Source organism: Paenibacillus sp. FSL K6-1096, assembly GCF_037977055.1.
Lineage (GTDB): Bacteria > Bacillota > Bacilli > Paenibacillales > Paenibacillaceae > Paenibacillus_AQ.
Map to the genome: position 1 here is coordinate 5,419,257 of NZ_CP150274.1, position 17,882 is coordinate 5,437,138.

17 protein-coding genes, 1 pseudogene and 1 riboswitch are annotated in these 17,882 nt (G+C 56.2%); of the genes and pseudogenes, 15 read left to right on the forward strand and 3 right to left on the reverse strand.

The window, feature by feature from the left end:
- Positions 1–106 precede the first annotated feature (106 nt).
- Complete coding sequence (locus MHI24_RS24045) at positions 107–1,270, forward strand: MFS transporter (RefSeq protein WP_340022041.1); 1,164 nt, start codon at positions 107–109, stop codon at positions 1,268–1,270.
- Between the two features lie 5 nt (positions 1,271–1,275).
- Here the strand turns inward: MHI24_RS24045 and MHI24_RS24050 are convergent, their stop codons facing one another.
- Both MHI24_RS24050 and MHI24_RS24055 read right to left on the reverse strand, forming a co-directional pair.
- On the reverse strand, positions 1,276–1,647 hold the full coding sequence (locus MHI24_RS24050) for a hypothetical protein (RefSeq protein ID WP_340022042.1): 372 nt from the start codon (positions 1,645–1,647) through the stop codon (positions 1,276–1,278).
- 67 nt (positions 1,648–1,714) lie between these two features.
- Entirely contained in the window at positions 1,715–2,983 is a 1,269-nt protein-coding gene (locus tag MHI24_RS24055; RefSeq protein ID WP_340022043.1) for a helix-turn-helix domain-containing protein, read from the reverse strand.
- An 87-nt stretch (positions 2,984–3,070) separates the two neighbouring features.
- Between MHI24_RS24055 and MHI24_RS24060 the strand changes: the two are divergent.
- The 10 genes and pseudogenes from MHI24_RS24060 to MHI24_RS24105 all read left to right on the forward strand — a co-directional run.
- A pseudogene (locus tag MHI24_RS24060) lies at positions 3,071–3,288 on the forward strand (IS1595 family transposase); the annotation flags it as partial.
- A 43-nt stretch (positions 3,289–3,331) separates the two neighbouring features.
- On the forward strand, positions 3,332–3,847 hold the full coding sequence (locus tag MHI24_RS24065) for a hypothetical protein (RefSeq protein WP_340022044.1): 516 nt from the start codon (positions 3,332–3,334) through the stop codon (positions 3,845–3,847).
- Positions 3,848–4,071: 224 nt separating this feature from the next.
- Complete coding sequence (locus tag MHI24_RS24070) at positions 4,072–6,351, forward strand: glycoside hydrolase family 3 C-terminal domain-containing protein (protein WP_340022045.1); 2,280 nt, start codon at positions 4,072–4,074, stop codon at positions 6,349–6,351.
- 118 nt (positions 6,352–6,469) lie between these two features.
- Positions 6,470–6,580: riboswitch (guanidine-I (ykkC/yxkD leader) on the forward strand.
- 60 nt (positions 6,581–6,640) lie between these two features.
- Positions 6,641–7,024, forward strand: coding sequence for a multidrug efflux SMR transporter (locus MHI24_RS24075; protein WP_340022046.1), 384 nt, complete (start codon positions 6,641–6,643; stop codon positions 7,022–7,024).
- A 1-nt stretch (position 7,025) separates the two neighbouring features.
- Positions 7,026–7,340, forward strand: coding sequence for a multidrug efflux SMR transporter (locus MHI24_RS24080; protein ID WP_340022047.1), 315 nt, complete (start codon positions 7,026–7,028; stop codon positions 7,338–7,340).
- A gap of 116 nt (positions 7,341–7,456) precedes the next feature.
- Positions 7,457–8,320 carry an aldo/keto reductase gene (locus MHI24_RS24085; protein ID WP_340022048.1) on the forward strand — a complete coding sequence of 288 codons (864 nt, stop codon included), beginning with the start codon at positions 7,457–7,459 and terminating at the stop codon, positions 8,318–8,320.
- A gap of 603 nt (positions 8,321–8,923) precedes the next feature.
- On the forward strand, positions 8,924–10,363 hold the full coding sequence (locus MHI24_RS24090) for a PTS mannitol transporter subunit IICB (protein WP_340022049.1): 1,440 nt from the start codon (positions 8,924–8,926) through the stop codon (positions 10,361–10,363).
- 198 nt (positions 10,364–10,561) lie between these two features.
- A complete protein-coding gene (locus tag MHI24_RS24095) occupies positions 10,562–12,628 on the forward strand; it encodes a BglG family transcription antiterminator (RefSeq protein WP_340022050.1) in 2,067 nt (688 codons plus the stop codon).
- Positions 12,629–12,644: 16 nt separating this feature from the next.
- Complete coding sequence (locus tag MHI24_RS24100; RefSeq protein ID WP_340022051.1) at positions 12,645–13,079, forward strand: PTS sugar transporter subunit IIA; 435 nt, start codon at positions 12,645–12,647, stop codon at positions 13,077–13,079.
- Entirely contained in the window at positions 13,079–14,224 is a 1,146-nt protein-coding gene (locus MHI24_RS24105) for a mannitol-1-phosphate 5-dehydrogenase (RefSeq protein ID WP_340026769.1), read from the forward strand. The genes MHI24_RS24100 and MHI24_RS24105 overlap by 1 nt, the downstream gene beginning before the upstream one ends.
- 86 nt (positions 14,225–14,310) lie before the next feature.
- Here the strand turns inward: MHI24_RS24105 and MHI24_RS24110 are convergent, their stop codons facing one another.
- Positions 14,311–15,384, reverse strand: a complete 1,074-nt coding sequence (locus tag MHI24_RS24110; RefSeq protein ID WP_340022052.1) for a M42 family metallopeptidase — start codon at positions 15,382–15,384, stop codon at positions 14,311–14,313.
- A 147-nt stretch (positions 15,385–15,531) separates the two neighbouring features.
- Here MHI24_RS24110 and MHI24_RS24115 point away from each other — a divergent pair, with 147 nt between their 5' ends.
- The 4 genes from MHI24_RS24115 (at position 15,532) to spoVAE (ending at position 17,722) form a co-directional block, all read left to right on the forward strand.
- A complete protein-coding gene (locus tag MHI24_RS24115) occupies positions 15,532–15,708 on the forward strand; it encodes a hypothetical protein (protein ID WP_340022053.1) in 177 nt (58 codons plus the stop codon).
- Between the two features lie 131 nt (positions 15,709–15,839).
- A complete protein-coding gene (spoVAC, locus tag MHI24_RS24120; protein ID WP_340026770.1) occupies positions 15,840–16,337 on the forward strand; it encodes a stage V sporulation protein AC in 498 nt (165 codons plus the stop codon).
- A gap of 3 nt (positions 16,338–16,340) precedes the next feature.
- Positions 16,341–17,375: a stage V sporulation protein AD gene (gene spoVAD, locus MHI24_RS24125; protein ID WP_340022054.1), complete on the forward strand. Its 1,035-nt coding sequence runs from the start codon at positions 16,341–16,343 to the stop codon at positions 17,373–17,375.
- Positions 17,372–17,722, forward strand: a complete 351-nt coding sequence (spoVAE, locus tag MHI24_RS24130; protein WP_238655291.1) for a stage V sporulation protein AE — start codon at positions 17,372–17,374, stop codon at positions 17,720–17,722. The genes spoVAD and spoVAE overlap by 4 nt, the downstream gene beginning before the upstream one ends.
- The last annotated feature ends 160 nt before the right edge of the window (positions 17,723–17,882 follow it).

A 17,882-nucleotide genomic window follows, 5' to 3' on the forward strand; every position in this document is an offset into this window, starting at 1 on the left:
ATAGTATTATACTATCATAATAATAAGAATAATTGGATTGATCAATAATTCCTCCGACGGTATACTCAAATTGACTTCACCAGAAGAAACCGAAGGAGGACTATTTATGAGAAAATCATTCTATATATTCGCGTTAATCCTGGCAGCCCTCAATCTGCGGCCGCTCATTACCTCTGTAGCCTCCATGCTGGGCATCCTTCAATCCGAGCTGGGCATTAGCGCATGGACTGCCAGTCTGCTGACCACCCTGCCCGTATTGTGCATGGGACTGTTTGCTCCAGCTGCTGCATGGCTAAGTCAGCGGCTGGGTCTGGAGCGGACGCTGTATATCTCCTTGCTTATCATTACACTTGCAACTGCACTGCGTGGTATAGACCGCTCTGTTCCCCTACTGCTGGTTACGGCTCTGGCTGGAGGAATCGGGATCAGCTTCACCGGCCCCCTGTTATCCAGCTTCATCAAAAAATACTTCCCGGCCAGTCCCGGCATGGTCAGTATTTACTCGGTATCGATGACGGTCGGGGCAGCACTCGCTTCAGGCTTGACCCTGAAGGTCTATACTCAAAGCCAGCATAACCTGCCGTTAGCTTTGTCCTGCTGGGCCCTTATAGGCGTTGCCGCTCTGCTCGTCTGGACCGCTTTTATCCGCACAAAACAACCAGCTAGCGACGGAAGCAGACGACTGAGACTGCCGCTTCGCAGCAAAAAAGCGATTCAGTTCACCTTGTTCTTCGGCTTCATGGCCAGCATGTTCTATGCCTTGACGGCATGGATTTCACCTATTGCGCTAAGCTTCGGATACAGTCCGCAAGAGGCAGCAGTGATGCTCACTGTGTTCACGCTGATCCAGATCCCTGTCTCCCTGCTCATTCCGGTTCTTGTCAGACGTGTAGGAAAGATCAAATGGCTGCTTATTGGATGCAGCATGCTGGAACTCATTGGTCTTGGATTCCTTCTGTTGCCTGTTCCCATGCTTCCAGCCGTTCTTTTGCTGGGCGCTGGTGCAGGCGGATTGTTCCCTCTGGGGCTGATGCTTCCTGTTATGGAGACCCGCAACGCTGAAGAAGCCGGAACGTGGGCAGCCATGTCACAGATGGGAGGTTATACGATGGGGGCTTTTGGCCCGCTAATTATCGGCTGGATCTTTGATTTGAGCGGCCATTATAATGCTTCAATTATAGCCATGCTGGTCATCGTGCTGTTGATGATTGGCGTGCAGCTGTCCATGAACTTGGGCACACGGGCTACAAAAGAACCTGATAAGCTGTAATTCTGTCAGTCTCCGCCCCCGCCACCGGAATCACCACCGCCGGAGTCCCCGCCACCGCCGAAATCGCCGCCTCCATGGCTGCTGCTGTCCCAGCTGCTGCCGCCATGGTGATGCCCGTGGTCATGTGAATGATTCCCGTGGTGACCATGATGATGGCTGGCCCCGCTGTGAGAGTCTGTGTTCCGCTGCTCGTCGCGCTGGCTGTTGCCGGTGAAGTTGGCCGCATCGGCTCCGGTACCTGTGATGAAATAATGATCTCCCGAGTGAGAGCGCGTTCTATTGCCGTAATTTTTGTACCGGGCATTACGATTGCTTCGATTAATCAATATCATTGCAACGATGATAACTGCTCCTGCGAATAGTAAGCTTCCCATCATGCAGAACCTCTCCTTTAACCAGATGTAGGATTGCCCTCATAGCAGAATCATACCATAATTTTGGAAGCTAATTGGACTGCTGCCTGAATTGCACCGGCGTAAGACCTGTATATTTCTTGAATACCTTGGTAAAATAGCTCTGGTCGTTGAAATGCAGACGGGTAGCGATATCCGATAAGGTAACGCCGGGCAGCTCCATCAGCCGTTTAGCTTCCTCGATCCGCTGCTGCTGGATGTAGTCGCTGATGGCGGTGCCGGTTTCTTTTTTGAACAGCTGGGACAGATAACTGGCACTGAGTCCGGTGAATTCAGCAAGTCTGCTGAGCGGAAGCTCCTCATACAGATGATTGAATATATAATTCCTGCACCGGTCGGAGATGCGGGAGTGCCTGGCGCTGCGGCTGCCTGCCACCTGATCCGCGAAGTCACAGAGTGCGGCCAGCATGGCACGGTCTACGGCCGGAATATCGCGCAGCTCCTCAATATGCTGGATATGCAGGTCACTGAGGGTATAGGCGATCTCCCAGAACAGTCCGCCTTCAATCGCGGCGCGGGTGGCCAGGGTGATGGAGGAGACGGCCAGATTTTTTTTGCTGCGCAGCTGGCTCTTGCGGGACAACCGTCCATAGCTCTGCTCGGCAAAAGAAGCATGGGTCCGCAGCAGCCCCGCCTTATCTCCGTACGTAATATGGCGGAACAGCTCACGCTCCTGCATCGGGTCATGGTGCAGCCACGTATGCTCGCGGCGGTAGGACAGGTCCAGATCCGGGCTGGCGTCCGCCGAATGCAGCGGCTCCGCCGGTGTACCCTCAGCCAGCAGCAGCTCCGTCACGGACAACGCCTGCCCGGTCGCAAGCGTATAGAGCAGCAGCGCCGCATGATACCAGCGCATCCTGCTGATCACAGGCAGGCTGCCGTAATACGCCAGCCAGCTGGCCTGCTGCCCGGGCGGAATGCTGTGGTCGCGCAGCAGGCTGTCTGCGTTCTCACCGGTCAACGGCATGTTCAGAACGGGGCCCAAGATGATGGTCCCGCCTGCATCGGGAAGCGGGAGAATAATGAAGTTCTCCAGGAGGCCGGTCGTGTGCAGACGGGGGAGCGCAGATGCGCCCGACCCGGCGTCATGTCCATCGCACCTGCTCTCTACGGCCAGCCCGATCACCTCAACGGGCAGGCCGCCTGTTCCCTGCACGGTAGGCCGGTCCACGGTAGAGGGTCCCAGGACAAGCCGGGGCATAGCCGCGTCATCGAGCCATAAGACCGGGGCCTCGTAAGCTTCGCAGATCAGCTTGCAGATGTACTGTATACCTTCGTCGTTCCCCGTTAGCTTCGTCATGAGCCGTCCCCTTCTTTAAAAATATGGCTTTGTTAAATCTTAATGTTGATATTTAATTAATTGCGAACAAAGGAGCGAACAAATGACAGCGAAGATCAGATATGTGTCCTCGTCGCCCGAGACCGTCAGTAGACGGCCTACTCAGGTGTTCTTGGGCGTATGCTTGGCGGGCATTCAGCTCCTATGCGAGTGCTAAAGGCTTAGCTCACTACCGATATCACATTCGTTTGAAGAAATGGATGGACCGCTTCAGTGGTGTAGCAACCAAATATTTGCAACATTGTTTGACTCGGTTCCGTTATATAACGTACTTTAAAACGTTATACACTGGGAGGAATGAGACTTTTGATGAACAATATCAAATCGAGAATTTTATTTATATTATTTGGAGCATTATTATTAGCTGGTTGTAGTGGGAATGCGGTTAACTTACAAGACGGGGATACGTATGTAACCAAAGAAATGAATGAAGTCATTTCTGATTACATTATTCAAATGTCTTCATCCTCACATCATAAAACAGAAAAGCAATTTGAAATCCACAAAGTGTATGGCATAAATGAATCGGACGGGGTAATAACCGTCTATATGTGGTCTTATTATGGTGGCTTTAATAAATCGACTGGAACAGAATTTCAAGAGGGGCATTCACTTCCTGCCGTAATTCAGTTAAGTAAAAATGGAGAGAAGTTTTCTGTTACTGAATACATACAACCTCAAGACGGTGATATGTATCAGTCTTCTCTGAAAAAAATGTTTCCCAAAAAATATTTGAAATTGGTTCAACAAGATACTGCGAATACAAAGAATTTACAACAAGAAATGGTTGAAAGAGTAACCCGATGGTTAGCAAAACCAGAATAGGTAAGGATTAATGGTCCAGAACCGCCGTTCAGGCGGTTCTCTTTTGGTCATAAATCAACATTGAAATGTAACAGAGCCGAAACGGTACCGTCCTTTAAAAATGACGGCAAAGCCTTTCCACTTATCTACTTAGAGTACCAAAGATCGTATTATAATACCATAATTGGCCGCGCGTGTCGTATAGAATGAAGACAAGAAAACGCATTCTTTAGGAGGACTGCAAGATGGCTAAGGACATAACGGAGATTCGTAACCTGATTTCACAGATGACATTGGAAGAGAAGGCCGGGCTCTGCTCGGGACTTGATTTCTGGAACACCAAGGGTATTGAACGTCTGGGCATTCCCTCAGTGATGGTCACCGACGGTCCCCACGGGCTCCGCAAGCAGCAGGGCAGCGCAGACCATCTTGGCCTGAACGACAGTGTACCGGCAACCTGCTTCCCGTCAGCGGCCGGACTGGCCTCCTCGTGGGACCGCGACCTGATCTACCGGGTGGGCGAGGCGCTGGGAACGGAATGCCAGGTGGAGAATGTCGCCGTTCTGCTCGGGCCGGGCAATAATATCAAGCGCTCCCCGCTGAATGGCCGGAATTTTGAATATTTCTCGGAGGACCCGTTCCTGGCCTCGGAGATGGCTGCAAGCCATGTGAAGGGTGTGCAGAGCCAGGGCGTGGGGACGTCGCTGAAGCATTTTGCCGCCAATAACCAGGAGCACCGCCGCATGTCGGTGGATGCGGTTATCGATGAACGGACGCTCTGCGAGATCTATCTCGCCAGCTTCGAGGGCACCGTGAAGCAGAGCCAGCCCTGGAGTGTAATGAGCTCTTATAACCAGGTGAACGGGGAGTATGCCTCCGAGAGCCACCGGCTGATGACCCGGATACTGCGCGATGAATGGGGATTCGAAGGGTTCGTCATGTCCGACTGGGGAGCGGTCAATGAGCGCGTGGAGGCGCTGAAGGCCGGACTTGAGCTGGAGATGCCGTCCAGCGGCGGAATCGGCGACGCCAAGATTGTGGACGCGGTGAACAGCGGCGAGCTGCCGGTGGAGACATTGGATCTGGCGGTGGAGCGGATGCTGAGCTTCATCTTCAAAAGCGTAGAAAACCGCAATCCGCAAGCGGTCTTCGATGTAGAGAAGCATCATCAGCTTGCACGCGAGGTGGCCCGGGAGAGCATGGTGCTGCTGAAGAATGAAGACGGCATTCTGCCTCTGGCGGGGAGCGGCCGGATTGCCGTCATCGGCGAATTCGCCCGGAAGCCGCGTTACCAGGGCGGCGGCAGCTCGCATGTGAATCCGAGCCGGATGGATGATGCGTTCGAGGAACTGCAAGCCGTTGCCGGGACTTCGGCCAGCTTCACGTATGCCCGGGGGTATGAGCTGGAGAACGATGATACAAGCGCTGATCTGCTGCGCGAAGCCTGTGATACGGCAGCTAAGGCAGATGCAGCCGTGCTGTTCCTTGGCCTGCCTGACCGCTACGAATCGGAGGGCTATGACCGCAGCCATCTGCAGCTTCCGGCCAGCCATCAGGCGCTGCTTGAAGCCGTGGCTGCTGTGCAGAGCGAAATTATCGTGGTGCTGAGCAACGGCTCGCCGGTGGAGATGCCTTGGCTTCCTCAGGCGAAGGCTGTACTGGAAGGGTATCTGGGCGGCCAGGCCTTCGGCGGCGCAGTTGCCGATCTGCTCTTCGGCGAGGTCAGTCCCAGCGGCAAGCTGGCGGAGACCTTCCCGATGAAGCTGAGCGACAATCCGTCATTCCTGAACTTCCCGGGTGAGGGCGATACGGTGGAGTATAAGGAAGGCTTGTTCGTAGGCTACCGCTATTATGACAAAAAAGAAATCGAGCCGCTCTTCCCGTTCGGCTTCGGCCTCAGCTACACGCAGTTCGAATACAGCAGCCTGCTGCTCGACCAGACGCGGATTCAGGATACGGACACTGTGCAGGTATCGGTTACCGTCAAGAATACCGGCAGCAGAGCCGGCAAGGAGGTCGTGCAGCTCTATGTCAGCGATGTGGAGAGCAGTGTGATCCGTCCGCTGCAGGAGCTGAAGGGCTTCGCCAAGATTGAACTGCAGCCGGGAGAAGAACGCGTCGTCACCTTCACGCTGGATAAGCGCTCGTTCGCTTATTATAATGTGCAGCTGGGCGACTGGCATGTGGAGAGCGGCCAGTTCCAGATTGCCGTAGGCTCGTCCTCCCGCGATATCCGTCTCAGCGCAGAGCTTGAAGTAGAGTCGACCGTCAAGGTGCAGGGCCGGTTCCACCGCAACACTACCGTCGGCGATCTGCTGGCGAATCCGCTGACCGAGGAGAAGGCGAAGAGCTTCAGCAGTGTGTTCGGGCTGGACGATGCGCTGGGTGACAATCCCGAGATGCTGCTGGCCATGATGAAATACATGCCGCTGCGGGCGATGATTGGCTTCGGCCAGGGCAAGTATACTGAAGCAGATCTGGCAGCGGATCTGCAGGAGCTGAACAGGCTGGCCGGGCAGGAGTAGAACAGATCAGCCAAGCGGTATGGCAGCAGTATCCGGCTTCTGCTTCCGGTGCTCCGGCGGATTCAGGGTTGCTTTTGGCAGCGTAATTTGCTAACATACGATGTAATTTCATAAGCAGTTCATAGTTTTCTAGGGTTCCGCAGCAGGTACACACCGCTGGCCTGGTCCGAGAGAGAACACACGGATGAAGCTAATCTGTGTAACACGGAGGGACAAAAGCCCGGGAGGTATCGTCATCACGACGGTAACCTTCCGGGCTTCATTTTTTATCAGATGAAGGGAGAACGGGATGAACAGGAATAGAATGACAACCGGCAGCACGGATACTAAAGAATGGCTGATGATCTTTGGCGCGGCCTGCTTCGAGGTCATCTGGGTCGTCGGGCTGAAGCATGCTGCGGCTCCCTGGGAATGGGCAGTTACGGCAATAGCGATACTGATCAGCTTCTACGCCCTGATCCGGGCCAGCAGCCGACTGCCGGTCGGCACAGTCTACGCCGTGTTCGTGGGACTTGGAACGGCAGGTACGGTCCTGTCCGGCGCTCTTCTGTTCGGGGAGCCGCTGCATCCGCTGAAGCTGCTGCTGATTATCCTGCTGCTGGTTGGGGTCATCGGCCTGAAGCTGGTGACTCCGGCCCAGGCTGCAACGGAGCAAGCAAAGGAGCTGAACTGATATGGCATGGGTGATGCTGATTGCTGCCGGTATATGTGAAATGTTCGGGGTCGCAATGATCGGCAGGCTGCACAAGCACCGCAACTGGCAGTCTGTGTGTCTGCTCCTGCTGGGCTTCGGCGCAAGCTTCCTGCTGCTGTCGCTGGCGATGGAGACCCTGCCGATGGGAATCGCCTATGCGATCTGGACCGGAATCGGCGCGTCCGGGGGCGCAGTCCTGGGAATGCTCTTCTATGGGGAAGCCCGCGATCCGCGGCGCATCTTCTGCATCGTGCTGATTCTCGGCGCGGTTGCCGGATTGAAGCTAATCGGCTGATTGGCTGTTCCCGGCGGAAACGTTACCGAGTTAGACACTTAACGGATGTTTTGCTACCATGAATATGGTAAGTATAGTAAGTAAGAACATTATTCTTATAAGGAGACTTATCACATATGAGCAGATCTGTATCGGAGACGGTCCGCCTGAAGGACGGAACAGAGCTGCCCCGGCTGGGGCAGGGAACCTGGCAGATGGGCGAGCAGCCGTCCAAGCGGGCGGAAGAGCTAGCTGCATTGCGCCGGGGTGTGGAGCTGGGAATGAATCTGATTGATACGGCTGAGATGTACGGGGAAGGCCGCTCCGAGGAGCTGGTCGGCGAAGCGCTGCGGGGCATCCGGGACGAGGTCTTCCTGGTCTCCAAGGTGTATCCGCACAACGCGGGTGGCGGGAAGCTGGTCAGCAGCTGCGAGGCAAGCCTGAAGCGGCTGGGCACAGATCATCTCGACCTGTATCTTCTGCACTGGCGGGGAAGCATTCCGCTGCAGGAGACGGTGGAAGGGATGGAAGCGCTGGTGGCCTCGGGCAAAATCCTCCGCTGGGGCGTATCCAACCTCGATACCGCGGACATGCAGGAGCTGCTCAGTATTCCGGGCGGTGACCATTGCGCCGTGAATCAGGTGCTCTATCATCTCGGCTCCAGAGGCATTGAGCATGATCTCTTGCCGTGGCTGAGAGGCCATCAGATTCCGGTTATGGCCTATTCTCCGCTGGCGCAGGCCGGAAGCCTCCGCAAAGGGCTGACGGACAATGAAGCCGTGCAGCAGATTGCCCGCAGCCATGGGGCGTCGCCGCTGCAGGTGCTGCTGGCCTGGAGCATCCGCGATGCCGATGTCCTGGCGATTCCCAAGGCCGGCTCTCCTGCCCACGTGGAGGAGAATGCGGCCGCCGGAAGGCTGGTGCTGACGGAGGATGAGCTGTGGCAGCTGGACGATGCTTTTCCGCATCCGTCATGGAAGGTTCCGCTTGATATGATTTGAATATGATGCAGTATGGCAAAAAGGCTGTCTCCGCTCTGGAGGCGGCCTTTTTGCCATGCAGGAGCCTATGCTATGAGGCTGCTAAGGTGGCGAGCCGAATGTATGCGAAAAACCGAATACAATGTGCTAGTTGAGGTAGCGTGAGCCAAATGTATGCGAAAAATCGAATACAATATGCTAGTTGAAGGTGCGCGAGCCGAATGTATGCGAAAAACCGAATACAATGTGCTAGTTGAAGGTGCGTGAGCCGAATGTATGCGAAAAACCGAATACAATTTTCTGGCGTAAAATGTTTGGGTCCGATACAGCATCCATCCGCAGGTTGATTCTGTTCCTGACAGGCTTCCTAAGACTTAGATGATAATATACGTGAATTTGTGCATCCTATAGAGAAGCTTTTAGGCCGATGGGAGCAAGGCGGATAACGGACTTAAGCCCCTTGGCAGGAGCTCTTAAATGTTGTCAACAACGTTCCTGCCGAAACCGTGTTTTCAATTTGATGACAAAGAAAGCGCTTTGAATTACGATGTGTTCACAGGGAAATCACCTTCGGATAGAGCAAGGGGGCAGGTTCCCATTCATTATATTAAGGGGGCATCTTAAATGGCCACAACGGCAACGAAGCAAGCTTCATCCGGCGGTGCACGGGTGAGGGTTCAACAATTCGGACGTATGCTCAGCGGTATGGTAATGCCGAATATCGGCGCTTTTATCGCCTGGGGATTAATTACAGCATTATTCATTCCAACCGGCTGGTATCCCAATGAAAGTCTTGCCGCTCTGGTAAGTCCAATCATTACTTATCTGCTTCCGCTCTTGATCGGTTATACCGGCGGACAGATGGTTCACGGCAAACGCGGGGCAGTCATCGGCGCGCTGGTAACCATGGGGGTTATCGTCGGGAGCACGATTCCAATGTTCCTCGGCGCGATGATTGTTGGTCCGCTGGCGGCCTGGGTTCTGAAGCAGTTCGACAGAGCAGTGGACGGCAAAATCAGAGCCGGGTTCGAAATGCTGGTCAACAACTTCTCGCTGGGTATCATCGGCGGCGCCTTGACACTTGGAGCGCTAAAGGGAGTTGGACCGCTGGTTCAAGGCTTGACCAATATTCTCTCGAACGGCGTTGAATTCTTGGTTAACCACAACCTGCTGCCGCTCATCAACATTATCATTGAGCCGGCCAAGGTGCTGTTCCTGAATAACGCCATCAACCACGGTGTACTGGGACCGATCGCACTTGAAGAGTCTCAGAGAATCGGCAAATCCATTCTGTTCATGCTTGAATCGAACCCGGGTCCTGGTCTTGGAATCCTGCTGGCTTACTGGCTGGTCGGCAAAGGCTCGGCGAAGTCCTCTGCACCGGGTGCTATAATCATTCACTTCCTGGGCGGGATTCATGAGATCTACTTCCCTTACATCCTGATGAATCCGCGTCTGATTCTGGCGGTTATCGGCGGCGGGATGTCCGGTACCTTCACCTTCCAGATGCTGGGCGCAGGGCTTACGGCCTCTCCTTCCCCAGGCAGTATTATTGCTTACTTCGCCATGACGCCTAAGGGCGGTTATCTCCCGATGCTGGCCGGTGTGATCGTGGCTACCGTGGTATCCTTCCTGCTCGCGTCTCTGCTGCTGAAGTCGGTGAAAAAGAATGATGAGGAAGAGATTGATCTGGAAGCAGCAGAAGCAAGAATGAGAGACATGAAATCTGCCGGTGCTGCAGCCCAGACCGCTGCTGCCGCGAACGTAGCTTCTAATATCCGTAACAAAGACAGTGTCCACAAAATTGTCTTCGCCTGCGATGCAGGCATGGGCTCCAGCGCCATGGGGGCCTCGGTTCTGAGAAAGAAGCTGCAGAACGCAGGGGTGAATATTACGGTGGTGAACTCTGCAGTCAGTGAGATTCCTGCGGACGCCGACATCGTGGTGACCCAGAAGACGCTGACGGACCGGGCGATTGCCCGCAACCCGGACGCCGAGCATATCTCGATCGACAACTTCCTGAAGAGCCCGAAATACGACGAACTGGTGGAACGTTTGAAGTAATCGGCATACGTGTAAAATTGGAATATACGCATAAAGTTAGATAAGGAGACGCTGGCCCCCAAAGCCGGCGTTTATCTCCTATACCAGTAAGAATGCTCCACTATACTTTATCCTTATAGTTCCCGCTGAAACGGAAGCCGTCCCCTATAGGACGGCACAGCCGTTTCTGCCCGGATATAAGGAGGAGGGTTGGCGGAAATGAGGAAAATTACCGCCAGGCAGCGCCAGATCCTGTGGCTGCTGCTTGGCGTCAGTGAAGAGATCACCGCCGCTGAGATCGCTGCGGCCACTGGTGTCAGCGTAAGAACCGTCCACCGGGAGATGGAAGACATTGAATCCGTGCTGAACCGGTTCGGTCTGAAGCTGATCCGCAAATCGGGCAAGGGCATCCAGCTGAACGGCCCGGAGGCCGGTCTTGCGGAGCTGCGCCTGTATCTGCAGGAGGAGAAGCCGGCGGATTATTCCGGAGAGGACCGTAAGGTCTATGAGCTATGCGTTCTGCTGGAGGCGGAGGAGCCGGTGAAGCTGTTCACCCTGGCCCATTCCCTCAAGGTAACAGTGGCTTCCGTCAGCTATGACCTGGATGAATTGGAGCAGTGGGTCCGCAAGTTCGGCCTGGAGCTGGTCCGGCGCAGAGGGTATGGCGTCGAGATCACCGGCAGCGAGCTTGATAAGCGCAGGGCGATCGGGCGGCTGGCCGCCGAGCATCTGGACCTGTCCGATCTGGTCGGTCACGGCTCCCTGGCCGAGAGCAATCATGCCTTCCGCGTGCTGCTGACAACTGTAGGCAAGGCCAATCTCATGGAGGTGGAGAACACCCTGTGGGATATGGAGTGGAAGTGGACGGCGGAGCTGCCGGAGATCGTCTACATGGAAATGCTGCTGAGCCTGTCGGTCACTGCCCGGCGGATTGAAATCGGCCGCACCATTGACGGCAGCGAGGAAGCCGGCTATTCCAGATTGTCGGACCACCGGAATATTGCCGGGGCCGAGCGGTTCGTCCAGCAGCTGGCAGCGGCGCTTGGCCTGGACATTCCCCGGGTAGAGGTCCTGTATATTGCCGGATTATTCGACCGGGTGCAGGACTCCTTCTCATCCTCCGGCTTCGCCTACGGCGACGTTGAGCTGATGGAGATTGTCTATAAGCTGACGGAGAGTGTGGTCAAGCGAACCGGGCTGCCCTTCCAGAGTGACCGCTCCCTGCGGGAAGGGCTGCTGGAGCATATTGATCCGGCTCTGAAGCGGATTCGCGAAGGCACCCGTATCCGCAATCCGCTGCTCGGGCCGATCCGCCGTGATTATGAATCGCTGTTCAATATTGTCCGCGCCGCTGTGGAGGACATCCAGCTGGAGCTTGAGATTCCCGACGAGGAGATTGGCTTCCTGGTGATGCATTTCGGAGCTTCGATGGAGCGGCTCAGCCAGCTCAGGCGGAATGTCCGCGCCATTCTGGTCTGTGCCAGCGGACTCAGCTCCTCCCGTCTGCTGGCTACCCGGCTGAGCAAGGAGATGCCGCAGATTGAGGTTCTCGGCAATATCGCCTGGTATGAAGCGGCACGGCTGCCTGATATGGACTACGATCTCATCATTTCGACCATTGATCTGCCGATTGACAAGGACCGTTATATCAAAATCAGCCCGCTGCTCACCGCAGACGAAATCGAGAAGCTGCTGAACTACATCCAGAACACTACACTGCGCCTGCAGGATCACACCCCGCCCGCCGAGCAGGAGCGTCCGGAGCAGGGTGAGGCTTCGCTTGAACGGCTCAGGAGCTACAAGCGGATCCTCGATGAAATCGTCAGCCTGCTGGAGCGGTTCCGGTTCCATCCGCTGGACAACAAGGGCATGGATCTATCCGCCACCTTAGTGGCGATGCTGAACAAGCTGGAGGGAAGCGGGGTAATCGGCGATGCGGATATTGTGCTGGAGCGTCTGCTGGAGCGGGAGCGGATGACTAGCCAGGTGATTCCGGACACCGCGCTTGCGCTTTTTCATACCCGGAGCAGCCATATCCATCTGTCGTCGCTGACCCTGTACCGCCTGCAGCAGCCGGTCATTCTGGAGGGCAACACAGAGGTTAGAGTCATTCTGCTGATGCTGGCTCCGCGCAGGCTGTCCAAGGAGAGTCTGGAGGTGCTCAGCGAGATCAGCGCGCTGCTGCTGAACAGCGAGCTGGTCCAGCTGCTGGAGGAACATACAGAGACAGAAATCCGGGGCTACCTGTCCTCGGAGCTGCTTCATTTCTACCACAATAAACTATGAAAGCGGGAGAGAACCTATGAGTATACTGTCAGAGAATAAAGTGATTATGCATGGAGCTGCGAACGATAAATATGAGGCGATCCGCATGGCCGGCAAGCTGCTGGTCGATGCAGGGCATGTGACGGAGGAATATGTTCCGAAGATGCTGGAGCGCGAGGAAGTGGTATCCACCTATATGGGCGGCGGGCTGGCGATTCCCCACGGCACCAAAGAGGCACGGCCTTTTATCAAGTCTACAGGCTTGTCCATCCTCCGCTTCCCGGACGGCGTGGATTTCGGCGGCGATGAGCCGGCGTTCGTGGTGATCGGCATTGCAGCTGCGGGTGACGGGCATATGGAGGTGCTCACCAACGTGGCGATGATTTTCTCCGAAGACGATGCCATTGAGCGGGTTATGAATGCTTCGACACCTGCCGAGGTGATTGCGATCTTCGAAGGAGGCCTGGAATGATGAAGGCGGTCCATTTCGGTGCAGGCAATATCGGCAGAGGCTTCATCGGGCTGCTGCTGTCCCAGGCAGGGTATCGGGTGACCTTCGTGGATGTTAATGAGGCGTTCGTGGCCCAGCTTCAGGAGCGCGGCGAGTATCCGGTCACACTGGCGAGCGAAGGGCAGGAGACGGTAACCGTGAAGAACGTAACCGCCCTCAGCAGCGTAACCCATGCGGATGAGGTGGCGGCAGCCATTGCGGAAGCGGATCTGGTGACAACTGCTGTCGGGGTATCGATTCTGAAGCACATCGCGGGCACGGTGGCCGACGGCATCCGCCGGAGAATCGCGGTCTCTTCCGCGCCGCTGCATGTGATTGCCTGCGAGAATGCCATCGGCGGCAGCGCGCAGCTTAAGGAGCTGGTCTATGCGAAGCTGGATGATGCTGCCCGCGAGAAGGCAGAGGCTTCTGTAGCCTTCCCGAATGCGGCGGTGGACCGGATCGTTCCGCTCCAGCAGCATGAGGATATCCTGAAGGTGGTGGTGGAGCCGTTCTATGAATGGGTAGTGGACGCTTCACAGATGCTTCCCGGCTATACGCCGGTTGAGGGTGTGCATTACGTTGACAATCTGGAGCCGTACATTGAGCGCAAGCTGTTCACGGTCAATACCGGCCACTGTTCTGCGGCATATCTCGGATTCCTGCAGGGCTATGAGACGATTCAGCAGGCAATGGCCGATGAAGCACTGACCGCCAAGGTCCGTGAGGTGCTGGAGGAGACCGGCGCGGTGCTGGTTCAGAAGCATGGCTTCGATGCGGCAGAGCACAGCAAGTATATCGATAAAATCCTGGAGCGCTTCCGCAACCCGGCGCTGACCGATGAGGTCTCCCGTGTCGGCCGTTCGCCGCTGCGCAAGCTGTCGCCGAATGACCGTCTGGTATCGCCTGCCACCCAGGCCCATGAGCGTGGGCTAAGCTACACAGCCCTGGCCCGTTCCATGGCCGGCGCGCTGCTGTTCAAGGCCAGCGATGACCCGGAAGCGGTAGAGCTTCAGGCTGCTATTGCCGCAGAGGGTGCGGAAGCTGCGCTGACGAAGGCGACCGGCCTGGCTGCGGAGCACCCGATTCACCAGTCCGCCATGGAGCAATATGCGCAGCTGAAATAGAATAATAGAAAAACAGCCGCAAGGGAAGCCTATTAGCTCCCCCTGCGGCTGTTTGTTTGTCTGTGATTCTTTTGTGAGGGGATGGATTAGCTGTTCTCCAGAATCGTCTGGAGGGTGGTACGGTCCAGTCCTTCTACCAGCTTGATCAGCAGCTCTTTGGCTGCCGCGTAATCATCGCTGTGGATGATGGAGCTGGCCGTGTGGATGTAGCGCGAGCAGATGCCGATTACTGCCGACGGAATGCCGATTCCGCTGACGTGGACCTGACCGGCATCGGTTCCGCCCTGAGAGACGAAATACTGGTACTTGATCTTGTGGGTATCCGCCGTGTCCTGAACATATTCGATCAGCCCGCGGTGGGTAATCATCGTCGGATCGAAGATGCGCAGCAATGCACCCTGGCCCAGCTGGCCAAAAGCCTGCCGGTCGCCGGTCATATCCGCAGCCGCGCTGGCATCCAGCCCGAAGAAGATATCGGGCGCCAGCAGATTGGCCGATGTCCGCGCGCCGCGCAGTCCGACTTCCTCCTGGACAGTGGCGCCGGCGTAGACGGTATTCGGCAGCTGCTTGCCGTGAAGCTCCTTCATCAGTTCAATGGCGAGGCCAACGCCGTAGCGGTTGTCCCAGGCCTTGGCCATAATCTTCTTCGGATTGGCCAGCGGAGTGAACGGGCAGACCGGTACGATCTGCTGTCCGGGGGCTACGCCGAAGCTCTGCGCTTCCTCGCGGCTGTCCGCGCCGATGTCTAGAACCATCTTGCTGATCTCGCCGCCTTTGCTCCGTTCCTCCGCGCTCAGCAGATGGATCGGCGTGCTGCCGACTACGCCGTTCAGTGTTCCCTTGGGCGTAATAATCTGCAGCCGCTGCGAGGTCACCGCTGAAGCCAGCCATCCGCCCAGCGGCGTGAAGCGGATCATTCCGTTATCCGTAATTCCAGTGACCATGAAGCCGACTTCATCGAAATGGCCGGCGACCATGATCTTCGGGCCGTTCGCTTCCCCGCGCAGGACGCCGAACAGGCTGCCCAGGCGGTCCTGTACGAATTCATCCGTATAAGGTGTCATGGCTTCCTTGACATAGGCGCGGAGTTCGCGCTCGAAGCCCGGGGCCGAGGGGAATTCTGTTAAGGTTCTGAATAACTCAAGTGTCTCTGTATTCATATACATATCGCTCCTTTACAGCTTCTAGTATGAACATTGTTGCCGCGGTTGTCCATGTCGGATAGGCGAACGAACACAGTAGCCTGCTGTACGAATACTATACAGCAAGAGCTCTGCACATAGGGGCCGGGAAAGGAAGCGAGAAGAATGTGGCTCTCAGGGAACGTTGTAAGGCCAGGCGCCCGGGCGGGCTTCAGCAAGGCACCGCCCCGCAGGGTGGCGGCTCCGGGGCGGTACCGCCGCCGCTACCGGCAGCCGAATGAGGCGGTACTGATTCTGGTGCTGTTTCTGCTGCTGATTCTGGTGCTGTTTTATTTTTCCTGAACAGGGGAGACATAACGGGGCCTTCTGAAGTGAACAATAAGGAAAACTTCAATGAAGCATCACGAAGGGACGGGAAGCTGATCATCCGGCGGCCTGCTCCCTTTCGTATCAAGGTCCAGGAGGTGTCTCTATTGCCGGCAAAAACCAAAAAATCAGGCGTCAAGCTGAATCTCGACGGCCTTACACCAAAGTCTTATCAGGAATTGGCCAAGCCTTATGTGCCATCCCGCCCGGTCTTCAAGAATTGTATCCGTGCCTTCCTGTCGGGAGGATTGATCTGTGTGCTCGGACAAGGCATTCAGGAGGCGTTCATGGCGATCTTTGATATGACCTCCAGAGAGGCGGCGAGCCCGACCGTGGCCATCCTTATCCTGCTCTCGGTTATACTGACCAGCTTCGGCGTGTACGATAAGCTTGCCCAGTGGTGCGGAGCGGGCAGCGCAGTGCCTGTTACCGGGTTCGCCAACAGCATGTGCTCCGCTGCTCTGGAGCACCGCGCCGAAGGGCTTGTGCTCGGCGTGGGCGGGAATATGTTCAAGCTGGCGGGATCGGTTATTGTGTTCGGGGTGGTTGCCGCTTTTATTGTCGGGGTCGTATATGCCGTGATGGGCTGGGGAGGTGCACATTAACCGATGAAGCAGCTAGGCAGTCAGACCTGGGAATTCACGAACCGTCCTGTTATCCTTGGAAGCTCCGCAGTTGTTGGGCCGGAAGAAGGGGAAGGTCCTCTGGCCTCAAGCTTCGACTTCATTTACGACACGCTTGAGATGGGCGAGAAGACATGGGAGAAGGCCGAGCGGGCCTTGTTCGAGAAGGCCGCCAAGCTGGCCCTGATGAATGCGAATCTGGATAAGGACAAGCTGGAGTTCTTTGTCGGCGGCGACCTGATGAACCAGATTATCAGCAGCTCTTTCGCCGCACGCCAGCTTGGCGTTCCCTACTTGGGCGTCTTCGGCGCCTGCTCCACCTCGATGGAGGCCCTGTCCATCGCTGCGATGATTGTTGATTCCGGCGGCGGGAAGCTGGTGCTTGCCGGAACCTCCAGCCACAACTGTACAGTGGAGAAGCAGTTCCGCTTCCCAACCGAATACGGCTCGCAGAAGCCCCCTACCGCCCAGTACACGGTTACCGGCTCAGGCTGCGCCGTAGTCGGAGTCAACGATGGAACGGTGCAAGGCCCGTATATTGTTCACGCCACCCTTGGCCGAATTATGGACCTGGGGCTGAAGGACCCGTTCAATATGGGAACCGCGATGGCTCCGGCTGCGGCAGACACGATTACGGCGCATTTCCGGGATACGGGGCTGTCGCCCGGCCACTATGATCTGATTGTCACCGGCGATCTCGCCTCGATCGGCTTGCCGATTGCCAAGGATCTGCTGGCGAAGGAAGGCATCCCGATGGAGGAGACGGTCTTCAATGACTGCGGCCTCATGATGTACGACCTGGACAAGCAGAAATACGTCATTGCCGGCGGAAGCGGCGCGGGTTGCTCGGCTACAGTGACCTACGGGCATATTATGAAACGCATGAAGAAGGGCGAACTGAAGCGTGTATTGATTGTGGCAACCGGAGCACTGCTCTCGCCGCTGTCCTACCAGCAGGGAGAGAGTATACCGTGCGTAGCCCATGCGGTGGCTCTGGAGAGCGGAGGTGAACAGGCATGATTTATTTATGGGCATTTCTCGTGGGCGGGGCCATCTGTGTGATCGGCCAGCTGATGTTCGATGTGCTGAAGCTGACTCCGGCCCATACGATGAGTACGCTGGTCGTGCTCGGCGCGGCTGCCGATGCCTTCGGCATCTATGATCCGCTGGTGAAATTCGCCGGGGCGGGAGCCAGCGTCCCGATTACCAGCTTCGGTAACTCTCTGGTCCACGGCGCACTGACGGAGCTGGAGCGCGACGGCTGGGTCGGGGTCGTCACCGGGATCTTCGATGTAACGAGCGCAGGGATTTCGGCGGCGATTGTCTTCTCCTTCCTGGCGGCATTAGTGGTGCGGCCGAAGGGGTAAGGCAAGGGGAGCGAAGAATATACGGGTTGTTCCAAGAGCCATGTAACGGCTCACTGGGACAACCCTTTTTTATATTGAACTGTATTCAACCATCCGGGCCTTACAGTCATTATTTGCATTATTAATGGAATGGGTATTAAAGTTTTGTCAGCTTTTGTCG

Bases quoted from the DNA above. Each gene is read 5' to 3' on its own strand.
- MHI24_RS24045 (WP_340022041.1), top strand. From the start codon at position 107: ATGAGAAAATCATTCTATATATTCGCGTTAATCCTGGCAGCCCTCAAT.
- MHI24_RS24050 (WP_340022042.1), bottom strand. From the start codon at position 1,647: ATGATGGGAAGCTTACTATTCGCAGGAGCAGTTATCATCGTTGCAATG.
- MHI24_RS24055 (WP_340022043.1), bottom strand. From the start codon at position 2,983: ATGACGAAGCTAACGGGGAACGACGAAGGTATACAGTACATCTGCAAG.
- MHI24_RS24065 (WP_340022044.1), top strand. From the start codon at position 3,332: ATGAACAATATCAAATCGAGAATTTTATTTATATTATTTGGAGCATTA.
- MHI24_RS24070 (WP_340022045.1), top strand. From the start codon at position 4,072: ATGGCTAAGGACATAACGGAGATTCGTAACCTGATTTCACAGATGACA.
- MHI24_RS24075 (WP_340022046.1), top strand. From the start codon at position 6,641: ATGAACAGGAATAGAATGACAACCGGCAGCACGGATACTAAAGAATGG.
- MHI24_RS24080 (WP_340022047.1), top strand. From the start codon at position 7,026: ATGGCATGGGTGATGCTGATTGCTGCCGGTATATGTGAAATGTTCGGG.
- MHI24_RS24085 (WP_340022048.1), top strand. From the start codon at position 7,457: ATGAGCAGATCTGTATCGGAGACGGTCCGCCTGAAGGACGGAACAGAG.
- MHI24_RS24090 (WP_340022049.1), top strand. From the start codon at position 8,924: ATGGCCACAACGGCAACGAAGCAAGCTTCATCCGGCGGTGCACGGGTG.
- MHI24_RS24095 (WP_340022050.1), top strand. From the start codon at position 10,562: ATGAGGAAAATTACCGCCAGGCAGCGCCAGATCCTGTGGCTGCTGCTT.
- MHI24_RS24100 (WP_340022051.1), top strand. From the start codon at position 12,645: ATGAGTATACTGTCAGAGAATAAAGTGATTATGCATGGAGCTGCGAAC.
- MHI24_RS24105 (WP_340026769.1), top strand. From the start codon at position 13,079: ATGAAGGCGGTCCATTTCGGTGCAGGCAATATCGGCAGAGGCTTCATC.
- MHI24_RS24110 (WP_340022052.1), bottom strand. From the start codon at position 15,384: ATGAATACAGAGACACTTGAGTTATTCAGAACCTTAACAGAATTCCCC.
- MHI24_RS24115 (WP_340022053.1), top strand. From the start codon at position 15,532: ATGTGGCTCTCAGGGAACGTTGTAAGGCCAGGCGCCCGGGCGGGCTTC.
- spoVAD (WP_340022054.1), top strand. From the start codon at position 16,341: ATGAAGCAGCTAGGCAGTCAGACCTGGGAATTCACGAACCGTCCTGTT.
- spoVAE (WP_238655291.1), top strand. From the start codon at position 17,372: ATGATTTATTTATGGGCATTTCTCGTGGGCGGGGCCATCTGTGTGATC.